Source organism: Rhizobium sp. K33, assembly GCF_056501445.1.
Genome location: NZ_CP096478.1, coordinates 638,588 through 664,087, shown reverse-complemented (window position 1 = coordinate 664,087; position 25,500 = coordinate 638,588). Strand labels below are relative to the sequence as shown.

The 25,500-nt window shown below is 63.4% G+C and carries 21 protein-coding genes and 1 tRNA gene; 11 read left to right on the top strand and 11 right to left on the bottom strand.

The features are described 5' to 3' along the window. Positions 1-6: 6 nt before the first annotated feature. Positions 7-438: an RrF2 family transcriptional regulator gene (locus M1E12_RS03145; protein ID WP_479563707.1), complete on the bottom strand. Its 432-nt coding sequence runs from the start codon at positions 436-438 to the stop codon at positions 7-9. Positions 439-662: 224 nt separating this feature from the next. Between M1E12_RS03145 and M1E12_RS03140 the strand changes: the two genes are divergently transcribed. The 5 genes from M1E12_RS03140 (at position 663) to M1E12_RS03120 (ending at position 6,995) form a co-directional block, all read left to right on the top strand. After that, the gene (locus M1E12_RS03140) at positions 663-1,409 is read left to right on the top strand and encodes a phosphoadenylyl-sulfate reductase (protein WP_479564813.1); all 747 of its coding nucleotides are present in this window, start codon (positions 663-665) and stop codon (positions 1,407-1,409) included. Between the two features lie 189 nt (positions 1,410-1,598). Beyond that, the gene (cysD, locus tag M1E12_RS03135) at positions 1,599-2,555 is read left to right on the top strand and encodes a sulfate adenylyltransferase subunit CysD (RefSeq protein WP_310241035.1); all 957 of its coding nucleotides are present in this window, start codon (positions 1,599-1,601) and stop codon (positions 2,553-2,555) included. Position 2,556: 1 nt separating this feature from the next. Continuing rightward, positions 2,557-4,035: a sulfate adenylyltransferase subunit CysN gene (gene cysN, locus M1E12_RS03130; RefSeq protein WP_479563706.1), complete on the top strand. Its 1,479-nt coding sequence runs from the start codon at positions 2,557-2,559 to the stop codon at positions 4,033-4,035. Between the two features lie 129 nt (positions 4,036-4,164). Then, positions 4,165-5,073 carry a MerR family transcriptional regulator gene (locus M1E12_RS03125; protein WP_479563705.1) on the top strand — a complete coding sequence of 303 codons (909 nt, stop codon included), beginning with the start codon at positions 4,165-4,167 and terminating at the stop codon, positions 5,071-5,073. Positions 5,074-5,306: 233 nt separating this feature from the next. Continuing rightward, the gene (locus M1E12_RS03120) at positions 5,307-6,995 is read left to right on the top strand and encodes a methyl-accepting chemotaxis protein (RefSeq protein WP_479564812.1); all 1,689 of its coding nucleotides are present in this window, start codon (positions 5,307-5,309) and stop codon (positions 6,993-6,995) included. Positions 6,996-7,034: 39 nt separating this feature from the next. Here M1E12_RS03120 and M1E12_RS03115 read toward each other — a convergent pair whose 3' ends face one another. Continuing rightward, a complete protein-coding gene (locus M1E12_RS03115; RefSeq protein WP_479564811.1) occupies positions 7,035-8,075 on the bottom strand; it encodes a LacI family DNA-binding transcriptional regulator in 1,041 nt (346 codons plus the stop codon). Between the two features lie 290 nt (positions 8,076-8,365). Next, a tRNA-Pro gene (locus M1E12_RS03110) sits at positions 8,366-8,442 on the bottom strand. A gap of 359 nt (positions 8,443-8,801) precedes the next feature. Between M1E12_RS03110 and M1E12_RS03105 the strand changes: the two genes are divergently transcribed. Together M1E12_RS03105 and M1E12_RS03100 are read left to right on the top strand one after the other, a co-directional pair. Then, entirely contained in the window at positions 8,802-9,221 is a 420-nt protein-coding gene (locus M1E12_RS03105) for a hypothetical protein (RefSeq protein ID WP_113458324.1), read from the top strand. 443 nt (positions 9,222-9,664) lie between these two features. Next, positions 9,665-9,925 (top strand): hypothetical protein, encoded by a 261-nt coding sequence (locus tag M1E12_RS03100; RefSeq protein ID WP_113458322.1) that lies wholly within the window; start codon positions 9,665-9,667, stop codon positions 9,923-9,925. Positions 9,926-9,941: 16 nt separating this feature from the next. Here the strand turns inward: M1E12_RS03100 and M1E12_RS03095 are convergent, their stop codons facing one another. Both M1E12_RS03095 and M1E12_RS03090 read right to left on the bottom strand, forming a co-directional pair. After that, entirely contained in the window at positions 9,942-10,730 is a 789-nt protein-coding gene (locus M1E12_RS03095; protein ID WP_479563704.1) for a phosphate/phosphite/phosphonate ABC transporter substrate-binding protein, read from the bottom strand. 35 nt (positions 10,731-10,765) lie between these two features. Then, positions 10,766-11,689: a fatty acid desaturase gene (locus M1E12_RS03090; RefSeq protein ID WP_479563703.1), complete on the bottom strand. Its 924-nt coding sequence runs from the start codon at positions 11,687-11,689 to the stop codon at positions 10,766-10,768. Positions 11,690-11,917: 228 nt separating this feature from the next. On the opposite strand from M1E12_RS03090, the gene M1E12_RS03085 reads away from it, so the two are divergent. Beyond that, positions 11,918-12,871 carry a siderophore-interacting protein gene (locus M1E12_RS03085; RefSeq protein WP_479563702.1) on the top strand — a complete coding sequence of 318 codons (954 nt, stop codon included), beginning with the start codon at positions 11,918-11,920 and terminating at the stop codon, positions 12,869-12,871. A gap of 36 nt (positions 12,872-12,907) precedes the next feature. Here M1E12_RS03085 and M1E12_RS03080 read toward each other — a convergent pair whose 3' ends face one another. From M1E12_RS03080 to M1E12_RS03055, 6 genes are all read right to left on the bottom strand, one after another. Continuing rightward, a complete protein-coding gene (locus tag M1E12_RS03080; RefSeq protein ID WP_479563701.1) occupies positions 12,908-14,608 on the bottom strand; it encodes an ABC transporter ATP-binding protein in 1,701 nt (566 codons plus the stop codon). Positions 14,609-14,637: 29 nt separating this feature from the next. Next, a complete protein-coding gene (locus M1E12_RS03075) occupies positions 14,638-15,420 on the bottom strand; it encodes an ABC transporter ATP-binding protein (protein ID WP_479563700.1) in 783 nt (260 codons plus the stop codon). After that, positions 15,417-17,375 (bottom strand): Fe(3+)-hydroxamate ABC transporter permease FhuB, encoded by a 1,959-nt coding sequence (gene fhuB / locus M1E12_RS03070; protein WP_479563699.1) that lies wholly within the window; start codon positions 17,373-17,375, stop codon positions 15,417-15,419. Before fhuB ends, M1E12_RS03075 begins: the two co-directional genes overlap by 4 nt. Next, positions 17,372-18,280 (bottom strand): iron-siderophore ABC transporter substrate-binding protein, encoded by a 909-nt coding sequence (locus M1E12_RS03065; RefSeq protein WP_479563698.1) that lies wholly within the window; start codon positions 18,278-18,280, stop codon positions 17,372-17,374. The genes fhuB and M1E12_RS03065 overlap by 4 nt, the downstream gene beginning before the upstream one ends. Further along, positions 18,274-20,364, bottom strand: a complete 2,091-nt coding sequence (locus M1E12_RS03060) for a TonB-dependent siderophore receptor (protein ID WP_479563697.1) — start codon at positions 20,362-20,364, stop codon at positions 18,274-18,276. The genes M1E12_RS03065 and M1E12_RS03060 overlap by 7 nt, the downstream gene beginning before the upstream one ends. A 123-nt stretch (positions 20,365-20,487) precedes the next feature. Further along, positions 20,488-21,369 carry a helix-turn-helix domain-containing protein gene (locus tag M1E12_RS03055; RefSeq protein WP_479563696.1) on the bottom strand — a complete coding sequence of 294 codons (882 nt, stop codon included), beginning with the start codon at positions 21,367-21,369 and terminating at the stop codon, positions 20,488-20,490. A 232-nt stretch (positions 21,370-21,601) separates the two neighbouring features. Between M1E12_RS03055 and M1E12_RS03050 the strand changes: the two genes are divergently transcribed. The 3 genes from M1E12_RS03050 (at position 21,602) to M1E12_RS03040 (ending at position 25,482) form a co-directional block, all read left to right on the top strand. Beyond that, on the top strand, positions 21,602-22,723 hold the full coding sequence (locus tag M1E12_RS03050) for an ABC transporter ATP-binding protein (RefSeq protein WP_479563695.1): 1,122 nt from the start codon (positions 21,602-21,604) through the stop codon (positions 22,721-22,723). An 88-nt stretch (positions 22,724-22,811) separates the two neighbouring features. Then, entirely contained in the window at positions 22,812-23,789 is a 978-nt protein-coding gene (locus M1E12_RS03045; RefSeq protein WP_136538439.1) for an ABC transporter substrate-binding protein, read from the top strand. 7 nt (positions 23,790-23,796) lie between these two features. Beyond that, positions 23,797-25,482, top strand: a complete 1,686-nt coding sequence (locus M1E12_RS03040) for an ABC transporter permease (protein ID WP_479563694.1) — start codon at positions 23,797-23,799, stop codon at positions 25,480-25,482. The last annotated feature ends 18 nt before the right edge of the window (positions 25,483-25,500 follow it).

Below are 25,500 nucleotides of genomic sequence, written 5' to 3'. Positions count from 1 at the left end.
CCGCGCTCAGTGGGGCGCGTCGCTGGCATCGGCCGCGGCATCCGCCAGGCTGGTCGTCAGCAGCACGGCCCGGGTCTCATCGGCAACGCGGGCAAAGACTCGGCGGATCTCACAATCCGTCTCGCCGTCGCAATCTTCGCAGCGGCGATAGGCCGTGAGCGAGAGACAGGGAAGCGGCGCCACCGGACCGTCGATCAGCCGCAGGACCTCACCATAGGTGATCTCGCTTGCCGGCCGGAGCAGAAGATATCCGCCCTGCTTGCCCCGCCGGCTTTCCACCATGCCGCCGCGCTTCAGATCGAGCATGATCTGCTCGAGGAATTTCTTCGGGATCTTCTGCTGATCGGCAATGTCGGGGATCTGGATCGGCTCGCCCGGCTCGGCGCGGGCAAGAAGTGTCAGCGCCCGCAGCGCATATTTGGCTTTCTGTGTGATCATCGATCGTCAACGTCCGCCAGAAACGGCCCCATATTCTTGGGATCCGGCCATAGCGCAATTTACCGCCGGGTTCCACGGGTGATTTCAGCGCTCAGGGGACGAATTGCCGCGATCCGCGCGTGCAAGAGAGATATTTGCTCTTTGACCGCGACAGGGCGAACGTCGATTTCTGTCCGTTTCCCTGCTCTTGCCGGATAATGGCGCCACTGAGCAGGGATTTGATGATGACTGTCACCACCGCCGCAGATCTGGCCAGAGCACTGGACCAGCAACTCGCCTCCGCAAACCTCACCGAGCGCCTGCGCATCGTCGCCGGCCTTGATGGTCGCGCCGTCTTCACGACGTCGCTTGGCATCGAAGACCAGGTGATCACGGCTGCGATCGGGCTTGCGAGCCTGCCGATCGATGTCTCGACGCTGGAGACCGGACGCCTCTTCAAGGAGACGGTCGACCTCATCGACGAGACCGAAGAGCGTTTCGGCATCACCATCAAGCGCTTTCATCCGCGCCAGGACGATATCGATGCCTACGCGGCGAAGTATGGTCTGAACGGTTTTTATGAAAGCGTCGAAGCCCGCCATGCCTGCTGTCATGTGCGCAAGCTGGTGCCGCTGGCGGAGGCGCTTTCGGGCGCCCGCTTCTGGATCACCGGTTTGCGCCGCTCCCAGTCCGGCAACCGCGCGGCCACGCCCTTTGCCGAATACGATGCCGAGCGCGACCTGATCAAGGTGAACCCGCTGGCCGACTGGTCGATCGAGGACATCAATACCTATGTCGAGGCCGAGAGCGTGCCGACCAATCCGCTGCACAGCAGAGGCTACCCCTCGATCGGCTGCGAGCCCTGCACACGCGCGATCAAGCCGGGCGAGCCGGAGCGCGCCGGTCGCTGGTGGTGGGAGAATGACGAGAAGCGCGAATGCGGTTTGCACGTGCCGGAGGCGGCGACGTCTCTGGTGCCGACGCCGGCTTGAATTGATTTCGCTTAGGTAGCTGCCCCTCATCCGGCTGCCGCCACCTTCTCCCCGTGAACGGGGAGAAGGGCAACGCGGTTACCGTTCTGCCCCTTCTCCCCGCCTGCGGGGAGAAGGTCCCGGCAGGGGGATGAGGGGCAAAGCGACCGAAGATAGAGGGCGAGAGCCCAGGGAAAGAAAAAGAAGACCATGCACGTACACACATCCGAATTCGATCCGCATTCGCGGGACGCGCAGACCAAGCCGCCGCTCGATCCGCATCTGAAGGCGCTCGAGAACGAAGCCATCTATATCTTCCGCGAAGTGGCAGCCGAGTTTGAAAAGCCGGTGATGCTCTATTCGATCGGCAAGGATTCGTCCGTTCTCCTGCATCTGGCGCGCAAAGCCTTCTTCCCCGGCCGCGTGCCCTTCCCGCTGCTGCACATCGACACCGGCTGGAAATTCCCGGAGATGATCGCGTTTCGCGATGCCACGGCGGAAAAGTTCGATCTCGACCTGATCGTGCACACCAATCCGCGCGGCAAGGAAGAGGGCATTGGCCCCTTCACCCATGGCTCGGCCTATCATACCGATGTGATGAAGACGGAAGCGCTGCGCCAGGCGCTCGACGCCGGCAAGTATGATGCGGCCTTCGGCGGCGCGCGGCGCGACGAGGAAGCCTCCCGCGCCAAGGAACGCATCTATTCCTTCCGCACGCCCGACCACAAATGGGATCCGCGCAACCAGCGTCCGGAGCTCTGGAACATCTATAACGGCATGATCCGCCGCGGCGAGAGCGTGCGCGCCTTCCCGCTGTCGAACTGGACCGAAGTCGACATCTGGCGCTACATCCAGGCCGAAAACATCGAATTGCCGCCGCTCTACTATGCGAAGAAGCAGAAATATGTGGAGCGTGACGGAATGCTGATGTGGGCAGAAGATCCGCGCTTCGAGCCGCTTCCGGGCGAGCAGATCCAGGAAGGCATGCTGCGCTTCCGCACACTCGGCTGCTGGCCGCTGACCGGCGGCATCCGCTCCCATGCGACCACCCTCGACGAGGTGATCGCCGAACTCGAAATCGCCACCGTCTCCGAACGCCAGGGCCGCGCCATCGACCGCGACCAAGCCGGCTCGATGGAAAAGAAGAAGCGCGAAGGATATTTCTGAAATGACCGCAGCTGCCAATACCGCCCTCGTTTCCGAGGCTCCCAATGCAGACGCCGCTCCCGTCATCCGCGACTCGCGTCCACTGCGTCTCATCACCTGCGGTTCCGTCGATGACGGGAAGTCGACGCTGATTGGTCGGCTGCTCTGGGACACCAAGGCCGTCAAGGAAGACCAGGCCGCCAGCCTGAAGCGTGACTCCGGAAGCCAGAACGATCTCGGCCTGCCCGATTTCGCGCTGCTGCTCGACGGTCTGCAGGCCGAACGCGAACAGGGCATCACCATTGATGTCGCCTATCGCTATTTCGCCACCGACCGCCGCTCCTTCATCGTTGCCGACACGCCCGGCCATGAGCAGTATACCCGCAACATGGCAACCGGCGCCTCGACGGCGGATCTCGCCGTGCTGCTGGTCGATGCGCGCGCCGGCCTTCTGGAACAGACCCGCCGCCACGCCACCATCGCCTCGCTGATGGGCATCAAGCAGTTCGTTCTGGCAGTGAACAAGTTCGACCTCGTTTCCTACGACAAGGCCGTGTTCGACCAGATCAGCACCGAGTTCAAGGCACTCGCGCTGACGCTTGGCGTGCGCCAGGTGACCGCGATCCCGATGTCAGCGCTGAAGGGCGAGAACGTCGTCTATTCCGCCCGTGCCGTCATTCCGTGGTATGAGGGCCCGACGCTGGTCGAAACGCTGGAGCTCGCTACGCTCCGCTCCGGCCAGTCGACCGGTTTCCGCCTGCCCGTCCAGCGCGTCTCGCGTCCGGGCGAAAGCTTCCGCGGCTATCAGGGCACGGTTGCCGGCGGTGCGGTCAAGCCCGGTGACAGTGTTGCCATCCTGCCCTCCGGTCAGGTGGCGAACGTCAAGCAGATCGTCACCTTTGACCTGGTGCGCAACGCCGCCGTCGCCGGTGACGCGATCACGCTGGTGCTCGACCGCCAGGTGGACGTGGCGCGCGGCGACATGATCGTCTCGCTCGATGCCCAGCCGCAGACAGGCCTTGCCTTCGATGCGCAGCTCGTCGCGCTGCAGCCGGACGGTATCGTGCCCGGCAAGCGCTACTGGCTGAAGGCCGGCTCGCGTCGCCAGCGCGTACAGGTGCAGCCGGTGCAGCAGCTCGATCTCAAGTCCGGCAAGTGGCAGGCAGCCGAAATGCTGCAGATGAATGCCATCGGCAAGGTGCATCTGTCCTTCGACGAGACGGCGATCTTCGATCCTTACGAGCTGAACCGCGGCACCGGCGCATTCATCCTGATCGATCCCGACACCAACAACACGGTGGCCGGCGGCATGATCACCGCCAAGCGGACGGAGCTCGGCGGGCTGAACGCGCATGAAGGCCGGGTCATTCTTTCGCTGCCGGCTGATCTTGCCGAACAGCTTCTGGCCACCGAACTGCTGGCAAGCCGGCGGGACGAGGTCGAGACGCGCCGCGTCACCACCAGCGCAGCACGGCAGTTGCTCGACGATATCGACGGCTGAGCCACCTTTAAGCATCCCGCAAACGGCCCGCCTCGCGCGGGCCGTTTCGTTTGCATCCGAGGGCATGCCTTCGGCAGCTTTCCATTTTGGAATGATTGGCTAATATACTCCGGACGAACCGGAGCTGGCATGCATCGAAAACGGCAGGACAAAGGGGAAGCGCTGATCGGTCTCGCCGAGACGCTCACCACGAGCGGGGTTCCAAAACTGCTGCTGCATGCCTGGGAACGGCGTTATGGAATCGAGCCGGCCGAACGCAGCCCGACGGGACGCCGCTTCTATACGCGGGAGCAGGTTGAACGCCTGAGACTGCTCAAGTCCTGCAGCGATGGCGGCCACCGGATCGGCAATCTCGTATCACTGCCGACCGATGCCCTCTCGCGGCTCGAGGCGGAATTGCAGGCCCGCGCGGATCTGTCGGAGGTTTTCGAGGCCGTCAAGGCGATGGACAGCGACCGGCTGCAGAGGCTGTTGCAGGCGCGGGCTGGGCGGGACACGCCGGAACAATTCATCCGAACGAGCGCGCTTCCGCTGATGCGGGAAATCGGATCCTTGTGGGCCAAGGGTGATGCGACGATTGCGGCCGAGCACATGACCACCGCCCAGATCAAGCGTATCCTAGGCGGCTTTTTCGACCAGTGTCCTCAGCCGGCAGGCGATGCGCCGCGTCTCATTGCCACCACCCCGGAACGGGAAGAGCACGACATCGGCGCGCTGGTTGCGGCCCTCCTTGCCCGGCTGAGGGGGTGGAACGCCCTGTTCCTCGGCGCCAATCTTCCCGCCGCCGAGATCGCCGACGCCGCGCATCGGCGGGATGTTTCCTGCGTCTGCCTCAGTGCCCTGACCGGACGGAAAGCGGCCCTTGAGCGACACCTCAAGGAGCTGCGCACTGCGCTCTCTGCAGATATCGCGATCTGGATCGGCGGAGCCGCCTATCGGCCGGTCTCGACCCTTCACGGCGTCACATACATGGCCGATCTCGAGGTCTTCCTGGAAGCGCTCGACCGTTCGGCGTCACATCTCCGCGCGACAGGCTGAGCGCCCTCCTCCGGCCCCTACACTTCCATTGCATGCTTCGCGCCGTCCTGTCGCGGAAGGCGCTTCCGTTCGAGATCGACGTGTCAGAGCCAGGGCCAGGCACTACAAAATTTCGCATGAAAGATAGACAAGCCGTTCATATTTTAGCTCTTCATTTATTTTTTGTATGCATTTTCTCTCCAGCTAATGTTCTCAGAGCCAGCGCAGGGGCTGCTGGTCGATCGGAGGAAATGATGGGACTGCCGGGGTTTGCGAATGCCAAGACTGTTGCCAAGACGCTGGCGCTGGACGCGCTGCAGGCCAACGTGATGGTGGCCGATGCCAATCTGAACATCACCTACATGAACCCGGCGGTCATGGAGCTGCTGAAAGAAGCGGAATCGGACCTGAAGAAGGAATTGCCGAAGTTCAGCGTCGCCTCTCTCATCGGCAGCAATATTGACGTCTTCCACAAGAACCCGTCGCATCAGCGCAACATGCTGGCCGCGCTGAAAAACCGCCACAGCGCCACCATCACGGTTGGCAACCGTGTGTTCGACCTGCTCGTGACGCCACTGAAACAGGGCGCCAAGACCGTCGGCTTCGTCGTGGAATGGGCCGACGCCAAGGCACGCCTGCTGAATGTCGACTATGCTGCCCAAATCGCCGCCATCTCGCGGTCCCAAGCGATCATCGAATTCACCGTCGATGGCGCGATCATGGGGGCCAACGAGAACTTCCTGAACCTGATGGGCTACTCGCTGCCGGAGCTGATTGGCAAGAATCACAGCATGTTCGTCGAGCGGGACTATGCCACGTCGAATGACTACAAGGCCTTCTGGCAGGCCCTGCGCGAAGGTCGCTATCAGAGCTCGGAGTTCAAGCGCGTCACAAAGACGGGCAAGGAAGTCATCATCTCGGCCTCCTACAACCCGATCCTCGATATCCATGGCAAGGTGGTGAAGGTCGTGAAGTTCGCGACCGACGTCACCGCCCGCGTGCGGACCGTCAGTTCGCTCGGCGAGGCCCTCAAACGTCTCTGTTCCGGCGACTTCGGCTTCCAGCTGACGGAGCCCTTCTCGGCTGAATTCGAGTTCCTGCGCCACGATCTCAACCGCTCGGTCTCGCAGCTGCGCGATACCTTCCAGGAGATTTCCACCAGCGTGGATCTGATCAGCCAAGGCACACGGGAAATCACCCAGGGCGTCGGCGACCTCTCGCGGCGCACGGAAAGTCAGGCGGCCAATCTCGAAGAGACGGCCGCAGCGCTCGAAGAAATCACCGCCAATGTCGGCTCGTCTGCCCAGCGTGCCCAGGAAGCCCGCACGGTGGCCGGCTCTGCCAAGTCCAGCGCCGAAAAATCCGGCGATGTGGTGGCCCATGCAGTGGATGCGATGAGCCGCATCGAAGACTCGTCGTCGAAGATCTCCAACATCATCGGCGTGATCGACGAGATCGCGTTCCAGACCAACCTGCTTGCGCTGAATGCTGGCGTCGAGGCAGCCCGTGCCGGTGAAGCCGGCCGTGGCTTTGCTGTCGTTGCCCAGGAAGTGCGCGAACTGGCGCAGCGCTCGGCGAAGGCCGCCAAGGAGATCAAGGATCTCATTCAGAATTCCGCCACGGAGGTCGCGTCCGGCGTGAAGCTGGTCAGCGACACCGGTGGGGCGCTGAAGTCGATCAGCCAGCTCATCGTCGAGATCAACGACCATGTCGTCGCCATCTCGACCGCCGCACGCGAACAGTCGTCCGGTCTGGTCGAGGTCAACAGCGCCGTCAACGGCATGGACCAGATGACCCAGCAGAATGCGGCCATGGTCGAGGAAAGCAGTGCGGCGGCCGCAACCCTTTCCAACGAAACCCAGAAGCTGCAGGGCATGATCGGTCAGTTCAATCTCGGCAATCACGGCGGGAGCGCGATGCACCGCCAGGCGCGCGCCGCCTGACCGTCATGCTCATGCATAAGGTCCGGCCGGGGTGCCGTGTCACCCCTTTCGGGCTGTCGAGCCGCGCTGGACCAGTTGATAGCCGAGATCGACCCGCTTTGCCGGCGAGGTGTCGGATCCCGCCGCCCTGATGATCATGTCGACGGCGCGATAGCCGATCTCATAGCGCGGGACACGGACCGAGGTGATGGCTGGGAAGGCAAAGCCGGCATAGTCCAGATCGTTGAAGCCGCAGATGCCGAAATCCTGAGGCACAGCCAGTCCTCGCCGCTGGCATTCGAAGAGCACGCCGAGCGCGATATCGTCATTGTGACAGAAGGCGGCCTCGGCATCGGGCGCCTCGCTTTTCAACCGGTCGAGAAGATGACAGCCTAAGCCGACGCTGGTGCTGCCATCGATGGAGAGCACGAGCGCGGAATCGAAGAGGCCAGCCTCCTCCAGCACGGCCTGAAAGCCCTCCAGACGACGGCGGGCGCGGAAATCCCAGGCGCCGCCGAGCATGGCAATGCGGCGATAGCCTTTCTCCAGCAGATGACGCGTGGCGGTCTCGGCAGCCTGCCGATGGTCGATGCCGATCGCCATATCCGACGGTTCGCGACTGACGTCCATGATCTCGACCACCGGGCAAGGGGCATGTCGCAGGAGATCGTCAATTGCCGGATCGCCAATCTGGCCGACGTGGATGAGGCCTGCCGGGTTCTGCGAGAGAAAGAAACGCAACTGACGAAGCTGGTCCTCGGTGTCCGTCTCGGCACTTGCATACTGAATCCGGAGATCGGAAGAGCGCACCCGATCCTCGATGCCCCGGATAAGCGCCAGGAACGCGTGGCTGGTCAGGCCGGGAGACATGACGCCGACGAGGCCGCTGTTCTTGCTGGCCAGTGCTCTGGCGGCGAGATCGGGCACATAGCCCATCTGTTCCACGACCTTCAGGATCGCTTCGCGCAAGGGCGGCGAGACCTTCTCCGGTTCGCGCAAGGCGCGGGAGACCGTGATTGCGCTGACCCCGGCCTGGTGGGCCACATCGGACAACGTGATCTTGTCCTGGCGCTGGCGACGTTTCCTTGAACCTGAAGTCATGCTCACCAGACCGTTTCTTTGCAATCATTGGTAGCAGTCGCCGATATGCCGCCATCAGGGCACAGGCTCTCAAATACAATTCAAGATAGCCTAATCTACATGCCTCAGCAACGGCTTGCAGGGGATACCCCCAACTCTCAAGTGAAGCCGGGATAGATATTCACCACCACTGTTTGTAAAGAATACAACCTGACCCCAGAGCGGCCGGAACGGCCAAAACAATGCCCCAACGGGCGTCAGCGCGTCTTGGGGATGATTTTGAGGAAGTCGGGATTTTCGGGAAGATCAGCTGGTCGGAGTGGAGTGATTCGAACACTCGACCCCCACGTCCCGAACGTGGTGCGCTACCAGACTGCGCTACACTCCGTGACCAGCGGCGCCTCTATAGACCAGCGATTTTCGTTGCACAAGCAGGGAATCGCAAAAAGCCGCGAGAAAGTTGAAACATTCGTGACAGGCCCGCGTATCGCCCTGATATTCTTGGGTCTGCGCGACCGATCAGACAGGACAAAGGTGCGGCTGATAGTGGCCAAAGAGCTGTTGCGCCGCTCGACAAGACGGGTGCCGTTGCCAAGAAGTCACCGGTCGGAAATTTCAAGTATCGGTCGCATCCATCCATTTCGCGCCTGATGGTTTCGCAGTAAAGCAGTCATGGGCCGGTTGTGGCCGACGGTGCGTCGCGGACGACTGTGGGACCGGCCTTACAGGGGTTCAAAGGACACTCACATGAATTTGCTGAAGAGCATGACATCCGGATTGATCGCGACAGCCTGCCTTGCTGCCGCGGGCTGCACGACGACGGGGGGACTTCCGAAAAATGAGATCGAGACGCGGTGGAACGGCCAGCAGGCGGGCGCCTTCTTCGCCAAGTTCGGCCCGCCCGTCTCGGATGCCGCCTCCGGTGCCTCGACGCTCTATACTTGGCGCGGCGGCTTCAACACCCGCACCGTTCCGGCAACCTATGAAGATCTCGGCGACGGCAAGAAGGGCAAATTGTTGACCCGCGCGCGCACCGAATATCTGCGCTGCGAAGTCCAGCTCACGGTCTCCTCCGATTATGTCATCCGCGGCGTGCGCACCGTTGTCGATCGCCCCGGCACCAATGGCGGCAAGAGCTATTGCGCCGAGTTCCTGACGGCCGACTGACCTTACACCGACGGCAAAGTCAAAAGCCTCCGGCCGATCTGGCACGGAGGCTTTTTCATGTCGTGAAACGCAAATTCTGCCATGCCCGCTAATCGGGCCATGCTTCTCGTCGCGAGGGCCTCATGCCCCAAAGGGAACGCCCGGTTGATGCGAAATTGGGAGAGCGCCGTGGATGACGCCCTCCCCCGATACGCAATACAGAAACCGAGCGCTTCGCGACGCATTACCTTGGTGGAAGCGCCTTCTATATAGAGAGATCAAGGTTAACAGATGACTTACGGGCCGTGAGGTTTATGGTTAATTTTCAGTGACCTAGCAGTTCTTGTCGAGACGCTGCCGCAAGCTCTGCGAGGCTGTGGAAAGCCTTGAAAATCAGGCGCTCCAGTATGCCCGCCTTATCTCAGCACTTGACGATGTTCTTGTTTTGTTCAAGATCACCATTCATGACCCGCGTGATCGATACTCTTGGAAAAGCCATCCGCCACAACATGCTCGTGGTCGCGACCTGTCGCGACTGCCAGCGCCAGGGGCGGTTCCTGGCCAAGGACCTCGCGACCTTCTACGGGCAGGGCCGCGACCCCCATTCGCTCAAATTCCGCTGTACCCATTGCGACACGCGCAACAGCAAGATCACGCTGATGGACAATCCCTATGACCGCACGCCCGAGACCATCGTCTGGCGCCCGGTGAAGGTGAAGCTGTAACTGGTCGAAGCCGGTCTCAAGGGAGATCCGAATAGCCTACCCTGATTGCCGCCTGCTCGTGCTGCAGCAGGATGTCGTAGGCCGTCTCGTCCAGCACCACCACATCCTTCAGGCCGAGCACGGCGCGGGCTTCTGCAAGCTCGGGGGCGGCCATTGCGGCCTTCAGGGCAGACCGCAAGGCGGTCAGTTCTTGGTCGGTTGCCGACAGGCGGGTGATGAAGGGGAGATTGGGGCCGGAGGGGGTCTTGTCGAGAACGACGAGGCCCTCCAGTCGCTCGGGGCTGTGCCGGCGCAGGAGGTCGAAGGTGATGCAATCGATGGCGGCGACGTCGGCGGCGCCGGTCTGCACGGCCGCCATGCTCGCAATATGCCCGCCGGTCTCGACGACGCGTGAAAAGAAGGGCTTGCCTGCGGCATGCGGGGCGATGGCGGCGCGCAGGAGATTGTAGCCGGAATTGCTACCGCGCTCATTGATCGCCACCGCCAAGCCGGCGCAGGCGGCAAGGTTTGCCGGCGCACCTGCTTTGCGCGTCACGATGACGCTGTACATATTCGAGCCCTCGCAGCCCGGGGCATCATAAACCGGGGTCGCGACGAGACGCACCCGGCCGCGCAGGCGTTTGACAAAGGGGAAGCCGCAGGTCTGGGCGAGGATGAGGCGCGGATAGAGCCAAGCGTCGTGATGGGCGACCTGCTCTTCCAGGGCCTCGGGAACGCCGGTCATGCCTGCCCCACGCAAGTAATCGCGCACGAAGGCCCAGAGCGCGTGCTGCGCCTCCACCACCACCTGCGGTGCGACATACATTGCGAGGCTGGCGAGCCTCGTCTCCCCCGCCCCGGTCAGGAGTGCCTCGGATGGGTCGGGCGATCGTGTTTGCGGAAGAGGAAGCGACGGGCCACATCCACATAGCCGCGATAGACGAGACCGCCATTGAGCCGCACTAGGAAATCGCGGTGGCGCTCGTAGAAGCGGGGCAGCATGTACCAGGGCAGGCCCGGCACGCGGTGATGCAGCACATGCAGGTTGTTGTAGAGGAAGAGCAGGCCGAAGAGCGGGCTGCGCTCGACGATGGCCGTACGCTCCTCGTGATTGTCGGCAAAACGATGCTCGGCATAGGAACGCAGGCGCGACAGCGCCGTGCCACAATAAACGAAGCCGAAGAAGAAGAGCAGGAAGGGCATCTCGCAGATGACCAGCACCCACCAGAGGACGGCAGCGACCCCGATGGCATGGCCCGCCCAGAGACGCCGGCTGTCACCCTCGCCGCGGATGACCTTGATCGCCTCATGCCAGAGGAAGGAGCCGAGGATGATGGCCGGGCCGACGGTCAGGCGGCCGGCAAGCGTCAGGTTGAATTCGCGCAGCGTCCGGCCGAACCAGCCGAAGCGGTCCCAGTCTTTGGCTGTGAAATAATAGGATTCCGGATCCTCGATCGGATCGGTCAGATGCTCGTCGCGATGATGGGCGAGATGGCTTTCCTTGTAGACATGATAGGGAAGCCAGAGCGAGATCGGCGGCACGCCGATCGCATCGTTGAGCCAGACATGGCGGGTCGGGTGATTGTGGATGACCTCATGCTGCAGCGAGCCGTGCCAGGCGATGAGCCAGGCCCCGAGTGGGACCAGAATCCAGATTGGAATGTCGCGCCAGAAATAAGTGAGGCAACCAAAGCCTCCGTATATCAGAGCGGCCAATGCGACGGTCGGCCATTCGATGCGCGCAATGCGCGGTAGTGCGATCTCACCCTCGGCAAGATGTGCCATGCAGTCCCCACAGAGAATTCCCCATGGACGGATTGTTTAGCGCGATTTCAAACGATTCGCTTTGGCAAAAGCGGCATGTTTCGCCGCGAAACGAGCAGGATAAGGCGGATTTTGGCTTGTTTCGGGGTGAATTGGGTCACACGGCCCTATCGCGCGAACGGGCGATTATAGTTGACATTGCCGCTCATGTTTATAGACGGAGAAGATCCACTAGCGTGAGGGTGAAACATGACGCACCGGTTGGCCGGGACGATCAAGGGGCAGCATAGCCAGGCTCTTGAATTGCTTGAAGCGCATGCCTCGCGTCTTGACGTTGCCTTGACGGGCACAGACGAGGAACGACGGTTTTCGATCTGGAGCAGCACGGCCGTGTTTCGTCGGCTCGATGGCGATTGCGTCGTTGAACTTGAGAGCCCAGAGCAGCGCCTGCTGCTGACATTGCAGGGCAATCTTGCCGAAGTGTTCGATGAGCGCGGCATGACCATCGAATGGGAACAGGTCAACGAAGGGGCGCTGGCCCCCGGGCTTTCCCTGATGCAGGTCGAGTCAATCATCCGCGTTTCGCCCGGCTTCAGCCGTGTGCGTCTGAGAGGCGATGATGCGCCGCGCTTTGCGACCGGCAGCCTGCATTTCCGCCTCCTTTTGTCTGCCGATCCCGACGCGCCGGAATGGCCACGGATCGCGCGCACGGGGCGCACCGTCTGGCCGGAGCAGAAGATCCACAAGCCTGTCTACACGGTGGCGGCGCAGGACGAGGACTGGCTCGACTTCGACATCTTCCACCACGCAGGCAGCCCCACTTGCGACTGGATCGGCCGGAAGCCCGTTGGAGAGACGGTGGGGGTCATGGGACCTGGCGGCGGCTGGTGCCCGGCCGCGCCGAACCTGCTTTTGTTCGGCGACGAGACAGCCCAGCCAGCCATCGCTCGGATGCTGTCGCTCGCCGAAGGGACGGTGACGGCCGTCCTTACCAGCACGAGGGAAAACCTCGGCCATCTCGCAGCCGACGAGAGGGTGGCGCGAACCGACGACCTGGTCCAAGCACTGAAATCCGCTGCGGTCTCGGATGACACTTACGTCTGGTTTGCAGCCGATGCCGAGCGTGCCAGGGAGGCGCGGAGCCATCTGTCAGGCCTCGGTCTGGCGAAGAACCGGTTCACGGCTGCGGCTTATTGGAGTTGAGCGGCGGGGCGCAGAGGTCTGGCCTCTCGCCCCCCGTCAGGCGGCGAGCTTGGCGTAGGCCCCTTCCCGCTTCATCAGTTCGGCATGATTGCCGACCTCGACGATCCGGCCCTGCTGCATGACGACGATGCGGTCGGCATTGCGGATCGTTCCGAGCCGGTGGGCAACGACGAGCGTCGTGCGGCCCTTGGACAATTCCTCCAGCGCAGACTGGATTTCCCGCTCCGTCGTGCTGTCGAGGGCCGATGTCGCTTCGTCGAGCAGCAGGATCGGTGGATCCTTCAGGAAGGCGCGGGCGATCGCGACGCGCTGCTTCTGACCGCCGGAGAGCATGATGCCGCGCTCGCCGACAATCGTGTCCAGCCCCTCGGGCAGGTTCTCCAACATGGTCGAGAGCTGCGCGCGCCGACAGGCCTCCAGAACCTCGTCGTCGCTTGCGCCGATCCGGCCATAGACGATGTTTTCGCGCAGCGTGCCGCCGAACAGGAAGACATCCTGCGAAACGAGGCCGATCTGGCGGCGCAGGCTTTCGACGGTCATTGCAGGCAGCGCCATGCCGTCGATGGTGATCGTGCCGGAGGTCGGCTCGTAGAAGCGTGGCAGGAGCGACAAAAGCGTCGATTTGCCGGCACCGGACTCGCCGACAAAGGCGATCGTCTCCCCCGGCTGCACATGCAAGGAAATGTCATGCAGCACGGGGCGACCCGGGGTGAAGGCGAAACAGAGGTCGGAGAAGACGATCTCGCCGCGGAGATTGGAAACCGGCCGCGCATCAGGGCTGTCGGTGATTTCGGGTTCGGTCGCCAGCAGATCGAGATAACGACGGAAACCGGCAATGCCGCGCGGATAGGTCTCGATGACGGCGCTGATCTTGTCGAGCGGACGGAAGAAGACGCCGACCAGAAGCAGGAAGCCCACGAAACTGCCCGTCGACATGGCACCTGAGAGCACATAGGACGAGCCGATGACCATGATCACCACCTGGACGAAGCGCATGCCCATGTAATGCAGCGAGGACGAGGCAGCCATCACCCGGTAGGCGTCGAGCTTTGTCTTGCGGTATCGGGCATTGTCCTTGGCGAACAACTTGCGCTCGTGTTCTTCATTGGCATAGGCCTGGACGACGCGAATGCCACCGATGGTCTCTTCCAGCCGCACGTTGAAGGCACCGATGCGGCCGTAGATCTCCTGCCAGGTGCGCGTCATGCGGCCACCATAGATCGAGACGATGGCGACCGTGCCCGGCACGATGAGGGCGGTGACCAGGGCGAGCTCCACATGCAGGTTGAGCATCAGGATGAAGGCGCCGACAAAGGTCATGATGGCGATGAACAGGTCTTCCGGCCCGTGATGGGCGACCTCGCCCACTTCTTCCAGATCCCGCGTGACACGGGCGACCAGCTTGCCGGTCCGGGCCGTGTCATACCAGCGCCAGGAGAGCGTCGTCAGATGCTCGAAGGCCTTGGCGCGCATGGCGGTTTCGATGTTGATGCCGAGCTTGTGGCCCCAATAGATCACGATCGCCATCAGGGCGGCGTTGACGAGATAGATCGCGAGCAGGCCCGCTGCCGCAATCAGCGTCAGCGTCCAGTTGCCGGTCGGCAGCAGCCTGTCGATGAAGGCGGTGACAGCGAGCGGAAAGGCAAGTTCCAAGAGGCCGGAAGCGACCGCGCAGGAGAAATCCAGCCAGAACAGGCCCTTCCAGGGGCGGTAATAGGCAAAAAATTGTTTCAGCATGCGATATCCTGCAATGGTCCTCTGCACCCTCAAAGGGCGCTGGCGAGCGGGGAGCGGCCGGGACGTGTCACCACATCCATGGCAAGACCGTAGACCCGTGACAAGGCTTCCGGTTGCATCAGATCATCAGGCGATCCGTTCAGCACAACCTTTCCACCCTTCAGCGCGACGATGTGGTCGGAAAAGCGGGCCGCGAGGTTGACGTCGTGCAGCACGACGACCACCGAACGACCGGCTTCCGACAGACGGTGGACGAGATTCATGACCTCGATCTGGTGGGCGATGTCGAGCGCCGAAATCGGTTCATCCAGGAGCAGCGCATTCGCCCCTTGAGCAAGCAGCATGGCAAGCCAGGCGCGCTGGCGTTCACCACCCGAGAGCGTATCGACCAGGCGACCTTCATAGTCTGCAAGACCGCATTCGGCGATTGCGGCCTCGACGGCTGCCCGATCCTCTGAACTCGGACGACCGAGCGCGCCGTGCCAGGGATAACGGCCGAGCGCCACGAGCTGGCGAACCGTCATGCCTTCGGCCGGCGGCGTGTATTGCGGCAGATAGGCGAGCGCGCGGGCGTGGTCGCGGGGCGACCAGTCCCGTTGCGGCCGCCCCATGGTGCGGATTTCGCCTGCGGTGATTTCGATCTGGCGCGCCAGGGCCTTCAGGAGCGTCGACTTGCCCGAGCCATTGTGCCCGATCAGCGCGACGGTGCGGCCTGCGGGAATATCGAGGTCGAGGCCGTCGATCACCCGGCGCGGCGTGCGGCCTCCGCCGAGGTCGATGGTGAGATCGCGGATTTCAAACAGGCAGGTCATCGCGTCTGTCTCGTCATGGTGAGCAGGAGCCAGGGCGTCCCGATCAGGGTCGCAAACAGCCCAAGCGGGAGTTCGTAAGGAAAGGCGGCGAGGCGCGCGCCGGCATCGGCCAGCATCATCAGGAAGCCGCCGATCAGCATGGCGCCGGCGGTGAAGGCGGCGGCCGAGTTGAGCCCGATCCTGCGGGCGATGTGCGGCGCCATCAGCCCCACGAAGCTGACGGGCCCGACCAGAACGGTCGCCGTGCCGGTGGCGACCCCGGCGACCAGGAAGAGGCTGACACGGGCAAAGCGCGAGAGCCCCAGCGCGGAGGCGATTTCGGCACCGAGCGGCAGGACAGTCAGCCACCGCGCCGCGAGCAGAGAGAAGATCATGAGGAGCACGGCAAGCGCCACCAGGATCACCGCCTCGACCATGCCGATCGCCGAGGTGGAGCCGGCAAGCCAGGTCAGGATGATCCAGGCACGGGCGTCACCGCCTGCCATCATGGCCGAGAGGACGGCCGATGCCAGCGCGCTGAGCGCCAGCCCCATCAGCAGGATGCGTTCGGAAGGCAGGCCCGCCTTCATCGCCGCGCGCGCGACGATCAGCAAGACCACTGCGCCACCCAGTGCTGTGGCAATCAGGAACATCCAGGGCTGGGGCATGGGCACGAAAAAGACCGCCAGGCCGAAGCCGAGGGCCGCACCGGCGGAAACGCCCATGACCTCGGGCGAGGCGAGCGGGTTGGATGTCGTTTTCTGCAGAATGGCACCGGCACCGGCCAGCAGCGCGCCGGCAGCGATCGCAGCCACAAGGCGTGGCAGGCGCAGCGGCAGGAAGGCGGCAATGTCCGCGGCCTGGAGGAAGCTCCAGCCGCCGGGTCCGCGGCCAAGCGCGAGCCCGATCAGCGATCCGGCGACCAGCAGAACCGCCAGGACCGCAAGCGGCCGCCAGGCCGAACCGCTCTGCGGCGTCGCTGTCGCCTCTGCCGAGGCGGGTGGGGTCCGGCCGGACAGCCGCGGCAGGAGCCAGAGCATCAGCGGCCCGCCGATCAGGCCCGTGACGGCGCCCACGGGGAACATCTCGCCGACGGCGTGATCGATCAGCAGCACGCCGCTGTCGCAGAGGAGAAGAAGGCCAGCGCCGGCGGCCATGCAGGCGAGAAGCCTTGTGGTTTCGGTCCGCAGCCCGAGCGTGCGCACGATCGTCGGCGCAGCCAGACCGATGAAGCCGATCAGCCCGACTTCGGCCGAGACAATGGCGGTCAGGAGAACGGCGACGGCAATGACGACCAAGCGAATGAGACCGACGCGCAGGCCGAGGGCACCGGCCGTTTCCGCGCCAATCGCCAGAAGCTGCATCGGCCTGATCAGACCGAGGGCCAGGACAAGGCAGACGCCCAGCGCGAAAGCGAGACGGATGACGGCGGACCAATCCTGCTGGACCAGAGATCCGCCGTTCCAGATCACCAGCGACAGCAGGTATTGGCCATGGGCAAGGGTCAGTGCCGTGGCAAGGCTCGAGGCCATCAGGCCGACAAGCATGCCGCCCACGACCATGCGGGCCGGCTCGAAGCCCCGCCTCTGCCCGATGATGAAAACGAGGGCTGCAGACGCGGCGGCGCCGGCCAGAGCCACCGGCAACCGGCCTTGCGCGAGAAGTGCCGGCGCGAAGAGCGTGGCGCAAACGAGAGCCAGTTGCGCTCCGGCGGAGACACCGAGCACGGTCGGATCGGCGAGCGGATTGCGCAGCACACGCTGCAGCAGGGCGCCGGCAAGACCGAGTGCCGCTCCGACCAGCAGCGCGACCACCGCGCGCGGCATAAGGCCGAAGACGAGGCGGATCTCGGCGACGCTGCGATCGCCGGCCGGCACAAGCGCCTCGGGCCAGGCAGCGAGCGGCAGCAGGGCGTTTGCGGCGACAAACCACAGCAACGCGCCTGCAGCCAGGAGAAGAAGGGGCAGCAATTTCATGCGATGGCCAGTGCGTCTGCGAGGCCTTCGGCAAAGGCGAGGCCAGAGGGCACGCCGCCGAAGGCATTGGTGGCGGCCAGTTGGTGAACGCGGCCTGCCTTGACGGGGGAAAGCGCATTCCACAGCACGGAACGCTGCAACTGCGCCTGCGCCTCGATCGGGATAGGGCTGACGATCACGAAACTGGCGTCGGACATCTCCGCCAGGCGGTCGATGGGCACGGGGGCTGCAAAGGAGAATTGCGTCCCATCCTGCCAGGCGTTGACGAGGCCGAGCCGTGTCAGCGTCGAGCCGTAGAGGCTGTCGAACCCAAAGGCGCGGAAATGACGGGAATCGCCGAAATCGATCAGCATGACGGGCCGGCCGGCCTGCGGTTTGAGACGGTTCGCGATGCGGTCGAATTGGTCTTCCGCCGCCTGTCGTACCCGCTCTCCCGCTTGTCGATCGCCCAGTCGGTCGGCGAGCCCCTCCAGGGCGTTGAGCGCATGCGGCAGCGAGGCTTCGCCGCGGACAAAGAATGGCAGGCTGAAGACGGGTGCGATCGCCGAAAGAGCTGCTTCGTGCCGAGTGTAGAATGGGGAGGAGAGGATCAGGTCGGGTGCAGCAAACCGCAACTGCTCGAAATTGGGAGCGCCGCGCAGGCCAAGATCGAGCGTCTCTTGCGGCAGCGGAACTGCCGGACTTTCGACGCGGAAGCGGATCAGTTCGCAGGCCGCGACCGGCTTATGCCCCAGCGCCCAGGCGGTTTCCAGCATGGCCCAGTCGATGGCTGCCAGACGCAGGTCTGCGGCGCCTGAAGACGCCGCAGAGCTCGCGTGAAGCGGAGACGAGAGGCCGGCGAACCCCGTGGCAGCAAGGAGCTGCAGGAAGGCGCGCCGGCGATAGGATCGATCGAGCTTTACCACCGGACGGTCAGGGTTCCCATGACGGAGCGGCCGGAGCCGTAATAGCAACCGAAGGAGCCGCAATTGGCGACATAGGTTTCGTCTGTCAGGTTGTTCACGTTCACCGCAAGCGTGGCCTTTTCCGTCACCTTGTACTTGGCGGCTAGATCGACCAGCGTTACGGGATCGAGTTCATAGGTGTTGGCATTGTCGCCGAAGCGCTCGCCGATGTAGCGGATGCCGCCGGCAAGGGTCAGCCCTTCCAGAGCCGTATCCTCGGCAAAGTCGTAAGCCAGCCAGAGGCTGCCGGTGTGGCGCGGCATGTTGGCCGGCATCTTGCCGTCATTCGTACCCACCTGCTCGGCATCATTGTAGCTGTAGGCCGCCTTGACGCTCCAGCCCATGGCGATTTCGGCGGCTCCCTCGATCTCGAGACCGCGCGACTTGACCTGACCGATCTGGCGAATGCCGCTCAGGCCGCCCTCGCTGACCGTCACACTCACATTGTCCTGCGTCAGATCGTAGAGGGCGACAGAGAAGAGACCCTCGAACGAGGTCGGCTGGTATTTCACGCCGATTTCCCACTGTTCACCAGTCGTCGGGTTCAGTTGGTTGCCGTCGATATCGGTGCCGATTTCGGGATCGAATGAGGTTGCATAACTGACATAGGGTGCAAAACCGCTGTCGAAGACATAGGACAGACCGACATTGCTGGTCGTGGCGCTGTCCTGCTGGTCGATGATCGTCGCGCCGGAGAAGTTGTTGGTCGATGTACCCTGCTGGTCGGTCCAGTCGTGCCGGATCCCGAGTGTCGCGCGCCACTTGTCGTAAGACAGCTCATCCTGGGCATAGATGCCGGCCTGTTCGAGCGTCAGGTCGTCGGTCTTGATGTACCAGGGCGCGCCGACAGTCGCGGATGCCGGGTTCGTCAAATCGAGCGCCGAAGAGGAGGCAAATTCGGTCGTGGTGTTGTCACCATATTTGCGTAGATCCAGGCCGAAGAGCAGCTTGTGATCAAGCACGCCCGTCTGCAAGTCGCCGGAGACGCGGGTATCGAGGTTGGCCGTCCAGGTGTCTTCATCCTGAAAGATCACGCCACGATTGATCGTCGAGGGTGCCGTCAGGGATGAGACATAAAAGCCCGTATAGTCCCAATCGAACTTCTGGTAGCGCGCCGACTGGTCGAGCGCCCAGCCGCTGTCGAACTCATGGTGCAACTCATAGCCGAGATTCGTCATCCGGCGATCGGAGTCGTCGACCGACGGGTCACCCGCGTAAAGGTCGCGCAGGTCTTCGTCATTGCCCTGCCCCGTCAGAGCGAAGGGAATGCCGGCCGGGGTGATGGGCGAATCCTTCTGATAGGATCCGAGGAAATCGATGGTGGTCGCATCCGAGGGCGACCAGCGGGTGGCGAGACCGAGATAGCCGCGCTTGTTGGTCAGCTCGTCGATGTCTTCCTCGGTTTTGGCAAGCTTGCCAGTCACCCTTGCCGCAAACGCGTCGGTCAAGGCCTTGTTGGCATCGAAAAAGACTTCCGCATCGCCATCAACTGAAAGGCCCGTTCCTGCCTCATAGGCATCTTTGAACTGGGCATGTTTCTGGACCATGTTGATCACGCCTGCCGGCGTGCCGGAGCCATAGAGGCTGGAGGCCGGGCCCTTCAACACTTCGACCCTTTCCAGACCATAGATGTCGTAGGACGGCGCGCCTTGGGACCGCATCAGCCGCAGGCCGTTCAGATACTGCGCGTTGCGCATGTCGAAACCACGGAGCACAGGGCTGTCGAAGCGCGGATCGGCACCGAAGGGTTCGCCAACGACACCAGCGGTGGTCGACAAGGCCTGGCCGAGCGTCTGCGCACCGCGATCCTCGATTTCGTCCCGGGTGACGACCGACACCGAGCGCTGGGTTTCAAGGACCGGCGCGCCGGTCTTGGTGCCCGAGGCTGCGCTCTTTGCAACATAGCCTTCCGTCGGCGCGGTCGGATCGCCCTGCCCAGAGACGACGATCTCGTTCAATTCCGTTGTTGCGGCCTCCTGGGCGACTGCAGCGGCATGAAGGGCAAGGAGACTGGCTCCGGCGAAAAGGGCTATCCTGGTGTTCATGGTCCATCCAACAAGACGAAGGGAATTCATGACTGAATAAGTCTTGTTTTCGGACGACGCTTGAACGAAAGCTCCGCGATTTGACTGGATCTGCTCAATTTTCGCAATTTCGCCTTGTTTTCCTCAGTCGCAACCGGCCCGCATGCGTCGCCACTGCGACGGCGGCAGGCCCTGGGATGCGCGAAAGACGCGAGTGAGATGGGCCTGATCGGCAAACCCGGTGGCGTCCGCGATCTCCGCCAGGCCACGGTCTGTCGACAGCATCATTTCCATGGCGGTCTCGAGCCTTTGGCGGGTGAGCCAGCGTTGCGGCGTCTCCCCGGTGCTCTGGCGAAAGGCCCGGCTGAACCAGCTTTCAGACAGGCCGCAGAGATCTGCCAGTTCCGCCACGCTGGTGCGCCTCGGCAGAGCTTCGGATACGTGGCGCCTGATGGCAGAGATCTGTCGCGGAGACAGGCCGCCCGTGTGCTCCATCGGTTCGTGCGGCAGGTTCAGAACCTCTGCCAGGATTGCCGATAGCAGACCATCGAGCATCATGGCCGGGCGCGAAGGGCGCTCGATCTCGTCGGCCACCATGCGCGCCAGGCTCTGCGTTCCCTTCACGTCTGCCGCATCGGCCAGCATCACCGTCTCCGACAGCTTGCCGGAGGGTATGAGACCCGCCAGTCTTTGCTGCAGCGGCCCCGCTTCCAGATGAAAATCGAGATGCGCGAATGTCTCTTCGCCATCCATGGCGCTCCACAGCGGCTGGCCGGCCGGCACATAGAGCATGGCGACATCCGATATCGGATGACCGGTCTCGCTCGTTCTCAAGGAGAGGCTGCGTGGCGGCGTCCCGAGAAAGACGACAAGGCGCGGATCCGGTGACAGGTAAAAGCCCCCGGCCCCTTGAGCGCCCTGGACATGCCAGACATCGGCCACCACGCCCGGCCAGGTTCGGACGCGCAACGGCTCAATGGTGCGATAGTGACGCGTCTGCGTCTGCATGCGAGGGCGAAAGGCCATGAGACACCGCCGGGAATGGCTCGATGCGGGTGAAGATGGCAGCCAGGCTTGCGGGCCGCGGATTGATCGTGGCTGTCGTCATGCAATACATAACCAAAATAGTCAACTATTTTGCCTGATGATCGCCAGCACGCACAGCCGGACACCGGCGGTGCGTTTCCGCAGCTTCGCAGCTTCATGCTGATGTCATTTCCCGGTGGCAAGGGTGCCTCGAAATCAGGAGAAAGACCCCGTGCCCCGACTGACGCTGCAAGCCGTATCGAAGCGCTTCGACACCTATCTCGCACTCGATGCTGTGTCGCTTGCCATCCCCGACGGTGCCTTTCTCGCCCTGCTCGGCCCCTCCGGCTGCGGCAAGACCACGCTGTTGCGGCTGATCGCGGGACTGGAAATGCCCGATGGCGGCGCGATCCACTTCGACGACGAGGCGGTTGCAAGCGAGGTGGCTTTCGTTCCGCCTGAGAAACGGCGGATCGGCATGGTCTTCCAGTCCTACGCGCTGTGGCCGACCATGACGGTGCGCGGCAATATCGAATTCGGGCTCAGGGTTGCCGGCCTGAATGCTGTGGAGCGTGCAGCGCGCATTGAAGAGGTGCTTGAGGTTGTCGGCCTTCAAGGGCTTGGCGACAGGCGCCCGCATGAACTGTCGGGCGGCCAGCGCCAGAGGGTGGCGCTCGCCCGCTCACTGGCCACGCGGCCCCGGCTGATCCTGCTTGACGAGCCGCTTGCCAATCTCGACGCCCATCTGCGTGAGACCATGCTGTCCGAGTTTCGCCGCATCCATAGCCTGACCGGCGCCACCTTCGTATTCGTCACGCATGACCAGGACGAGGCCATGGCGGTTGCCACGCATGTCGCGGTCATGGACAGGGGGCGACTGGAGCAGGTCGGCACACCCGAAGAGCTTTATCGGAAACCGGCCTCGCCGATGGTCGCCCGCTTCATCGGCCGGGGCCGAACCCTCCCGGTGAAGGTGATCAAGTCGGAAGGCGGTCGCAATCTGGTCATGCTGGGACGAGAGCTTCTCGACCTGCCCGGAGACGCGCCCGTTGGATATGGCTGGCTCTGCTTCCACGCCTCGGATCTGAGACACGTGACAGAGGGCGGCCAGTTGAAAACCGAACTGGTCGGGCAAGTCTTTCAGAACGGCACTTTTCTCAGCCATTGCCTGCCGACCGAGGTCGACGGGGACGTGGTGAGCCTGCCGCTTTCCGAGCGGCTTTCGCCCGGCACGCCAATCGAACTCGCCTTCACAGGCGGGTGGGTGATCAGCGATGGCAATGCCAGCCGCCAGGCCGCCAATGTCACGGGAACATCATCGGCCTGTCGTCCGGCCGTCATCTCGCTGCGCTAGGCGACTACGCCTGCCCGCCGCCCCGGCGGGTGTCCCCCATCGTCCGGGCCGGAGACGATTTGCGCCCCGCCCATTCAACGAGGATCCCATGTCCATTCGCACTCTCGTCGCCACCACCATCCTTGCCGGTCTTGCCCTCTCCGCGCATGCCGAGGATACGATCACGGTCTACACTTCGCAGCCGCAGGACCAGATGACCCAGGTCATCGAAGCCTTCAATGCCGACCATCCCGAGATCAAGGTCGAGCTTTTCCGCTCCGGCACGACCGAAGTCATGGCCAAGCTCCAGGCCGAATATGCCGCCGGCAACAGCCCGGCCGACGTCATCCTGATCGCCGACACCGTGGCGATGACCCAGCTCAAGAATGACGACCGCCTGCTTTCCTTTGCCGAAGCGCCCGTCGAAGGCATCGACCCCGCCTTTATCGACCCCGACAAGACCTTCTTCGGCACCAAGGTGATCACGACGGGCATCGTCTACAATACCGATCTGGTGAAGACTGCGCCGACAAGCTGGAACGACCTGCTTGAAGCCGATGCGGCGAAAAGCCTGATCATGCCGAGCCCGCTCTATTCGGGTGCGGCCGTCATCCATGTCGGCACGATGACCCAGCAGCCGGAATTCGGCTGGGCCTATTACGAGAAACTGGCCGAGGCCGGCGCAGTCGCCGGTCAGGGCAATGGCACGGTCATCGAGGCCGTGGCCCGCGGCGAGAAAGCCTATGGCATCATCATCGAATACATGGCGCTGAACGCCAAGAAGAAGGGCTCGCCGGTCGATTTCGTCTTCCCGCAGGAGGGTGTCAGCTCGATCACCCAGCCGGTCGCCGTGCTGAAGGGCTCGGATGCCGTCGAGGCTGCCAAGACCTTCGTCGCCTGGCAGCTGTCGAAGGCCGCTCAGGAACAGGCGACCGCCCAGGGCTATTTCCCGATCCTGCCCGGCGTCACCCAGCCGGACGGCTATCCGGCTCTCTCGACGCTGAAGATCCTGCCTGCCGACAGCGACGCCATGCTGAAGGCCGACACCGAGAACAAGGAGAAGTTCGCCGAGCTGTTCGGCGGCTGATCTCATCATGCGCCAGCCGCGTGCTTCGGGAGGCGAGCATCTGCTCGTCTCCCTTCTCGTTCTCTATGTCGCAATCACCACGCTCTGGCCGCTCGTCCGGCTCTTCGCCAGCGCCTTTCAGCCAGGGGAAGACGGCGCGGCACTCGGGCTGATGCTTTCCACGCTTTCAAGCCGCTCGACACTGCGCGCGCTTTCCGGCACGCTGCAGACTTCGCTGCTGTCCGTCGCGGTCTCGACAGTTCTCGGTGTTGCACTCGCCTTCGCCGTCAGCCTGCTCAAGCTGCGCACGCGGGCAGCGCTGACCTTCCTCATCCTGATGCCGCTGATCATCCCTTCGCAGACCATGGCGCTCGCGTGGATCGAGCTCACCGGCGCTCAGTCACCGATCCTGAAACCACTGGGACTTGCACCACCACCCGGCACGACCAATCCGCTTTACTCGATGGGAGGGATCGCGTTCGTCATGGGCATCGAGCACATGCCGCTGGTCTTCATTGCCGTGCGCGCTGCCTTGCGTGCGCTGCCCGCCGACCTCGTGGAGGCGGCGCGCATTCTCGGCATACCGCCTGCCCGGATTGGACGCGGCATCGTGTTGCCAATCGTCATGCCCTCGGTGCTCGCCGGAAGCCTGATTGCCTTCACGGCGGCGATCGGCAATTTCGGCGTGCCGGCGCTGCTCGGCATTCCGGGCCGCATCTCGGTGCTGACGACGCTGATCTATCAGCGGCTCAATGGCTTCGGCCCGGCTGCGGCAGGGCAGGTCGCCACGTTGGCGCTCGTGCTCGCGCTGATGGCCGCACTTGCAATCCTGGCCCGCAATCTGGTGACCACCCGCATCGCGGTGCCATTGCCGGCGGGCGCGCCATTTGTGCCCCGACGATCCGCGCCTTTGATAGAGGCCCTGCTCTGGCTGGTCGTGCTGGTCCTCTCGCTGGTTCCGCTTGCAGCGCTGACGATGACAGCGCTCCTGCCGGCGATCGGTGTCGCCTTCGGACCCGACACGGCCAACCTCGACCAGTTCCGCGCCGTGCTCGACAATCAGACCGTGCGGCGGGCATTTGGCAATTCCCTGATGCTGGCGACAATGACGGCCGCGATCTGCGTGCTGGTGGCAGTTCCGCTCGCCTTTCTCGGCGTGCGCCGCAAAAACCGGCTGCTGCGACTGCTCGACATGGTCATCGAAGCGCCCTGGGTCGTTCCGGGTACCGTCGTGGCGCTCGGGATGATCCTCGCCTTCCTGAAGCCGCTGCCGCTGATCGGTGTGTCGATTTACGGGACCTCGGCCATCCTCGTCATCGCCTATCTCGCCCGCTTCCTGCCCTTGGTGCTCAGACCGGTGGCTGCGGCGGCCCATTCGACCGATCCATCCCTCGACGAGGCCGCGCGCGTGGCCGGGGCCGGTCTTGTGCGCCGCATCCTTTCTATTTTCCTGCCCGGCATCTTGCCGGCCGCAACCGCCGGCGCGATCCTCGTCGTGATGACGGCTCTCAACGAGCTCACCCTCTCGGCCCTGCTTTGGTCATCCGGTCACGAGACCATCGGGGTGATGGTGTTTGCCCTGCAATACGAGGGCAATTCCACGTCCGCCGCCGCCGTTGCCGTGCTGTCGACATTGATGGTGCTGGCTCTCGTCGCCATCGCCACCCTCGCCGGCCGCCGCCTGCCAAAAGGCACGCTGCCATGGATGGATTGAGATCGAGACGATGACAAG

Coding starts and splice junctions, on each gene's coding strand:
- M1E12_RS03145 (WP_479563707.1), bottom strand. CDS start 438: ATGATCACACAGAAAGCCAAATATGCGCTGCGGGCGCTGACACTTCTT.
- M1E12_RS03125 (WP_479563705.1), top strand. CDS start 4,165: ATGCATCGAAAACGGCAGGACAAAGGGGAAGCGCTGATCGGTCTCGCC.
- M1E12_RS03120 (WP_479564812.1), top strand. CDS start 5,307: ATGGGACTGCCGGGGTTTGCGAATGCCAAGACTGTTGCCAAGACGCTG.
- M1E12_RS03140 (WP_479564813.1), top strand. CDS start 663: ATGACTGTCACCACCGCCGCAGATCTGGCCAGAGCACTGGACCAGCAA.
- M1E12_RS03060 (WP_479563697.1), bottom strand. CDS start 20,364: ATGAACACCAGGATAGCCCTTTTCGCCGGAGCCAGTCTCCTTGCCCTT.
- M1E12_RS03075 (WP_479563700.1), bottom strand. CDS start 15,420: ATGACCTGCCTGTTTGAAATCCGCGATCTCACCATCGACCTCGGCGGA.
- M1E12_RS03105 (WP_113458324.1), top strand. CDS start 8,802: ATGAATTTGCTGAAGAGCATGACATCCGGATTGATCGCGACAGCCTGC.
- M1E12_RS03090 (WP_479563703.1), bottom strand. CDS start 11,689: ATGGCACATCTTGCCGAGGGTGAGATCGCACTACCGCGCATTGCGCGC.
- M1E12_RS03055 (WP_479563696.1), bottom strand. CDS start 21,369: ATGGCCTTTCGCCCTCGCATGCAGACGCAGACGCGTCACTATCGCACC.
- M1E12_RS03080 (WP_479563701.1), bottom strand. CDS start 14,608: ATGCTGAAACAATTTTTTGCCTATTACCGCCCCTGGAAGGGCCTGTTC.
- M1E12_RS03095 (WP_479563704.1), bottom strand. CDS start 10,730: ATGTATGTCGCACCGCAGGTGGTGGTGGAGGCGCAGCACGCGCTCTGG.
- M1E12_RS03085 (WP_479563702.1), top strand. CDS start 11,918: ATGACGCACCGGTTGGCCGGGACGATCAAGGGGCAGCATAGCCAGGCT.
- cysN (WP_479563706.1), top strand. CDS start 2,557: ATGACCGCAGCTGCCAATACCGCCCTCGTTTCCGAGGCTCCCAATGCA.
- M1E12_RS03040 (WP_479563694.1), top strand. CDS start 23,797: ATGCGCCAGCCGCGTGCTTCGGGAGGCGAGCATCTGCTCGTCTCCCTT.
- M1E12_RS03045 (WP_136538439.1), top strand. CDS start 22,812: ATGTCCATTCGCACTCTCGTCGCCACCACCATCCTTGCCGGTCTTGCC.
- M1E12_RS03100 (WP_113458322.1), top strand. CDS start 9,665: ATGACCCGCGTGATCGATACTCTTGGAAAAGCCATCCGCCACAACATG.
- cysD (WP_310241035.1), top strand. CDS start 1,599: ATGCACGTACACACATCCGAATTCGATCCGCATTCGCGGGACGCGCAG.
- fhuB (WP_479563699.1), bottom strand. CDS start 17,375: ATGAAATTGCTGCCCCTTCTTCTCCTGGCTGCAGGCGCGTTGCTGTGG.
- M1E12_RS03115 (WP_479564811.1), bottom strand. CDS start 8,075: ATGACTTCAGGTTCAAGGAAACGTCGCCAGCGCCAGGACAAGATCACG.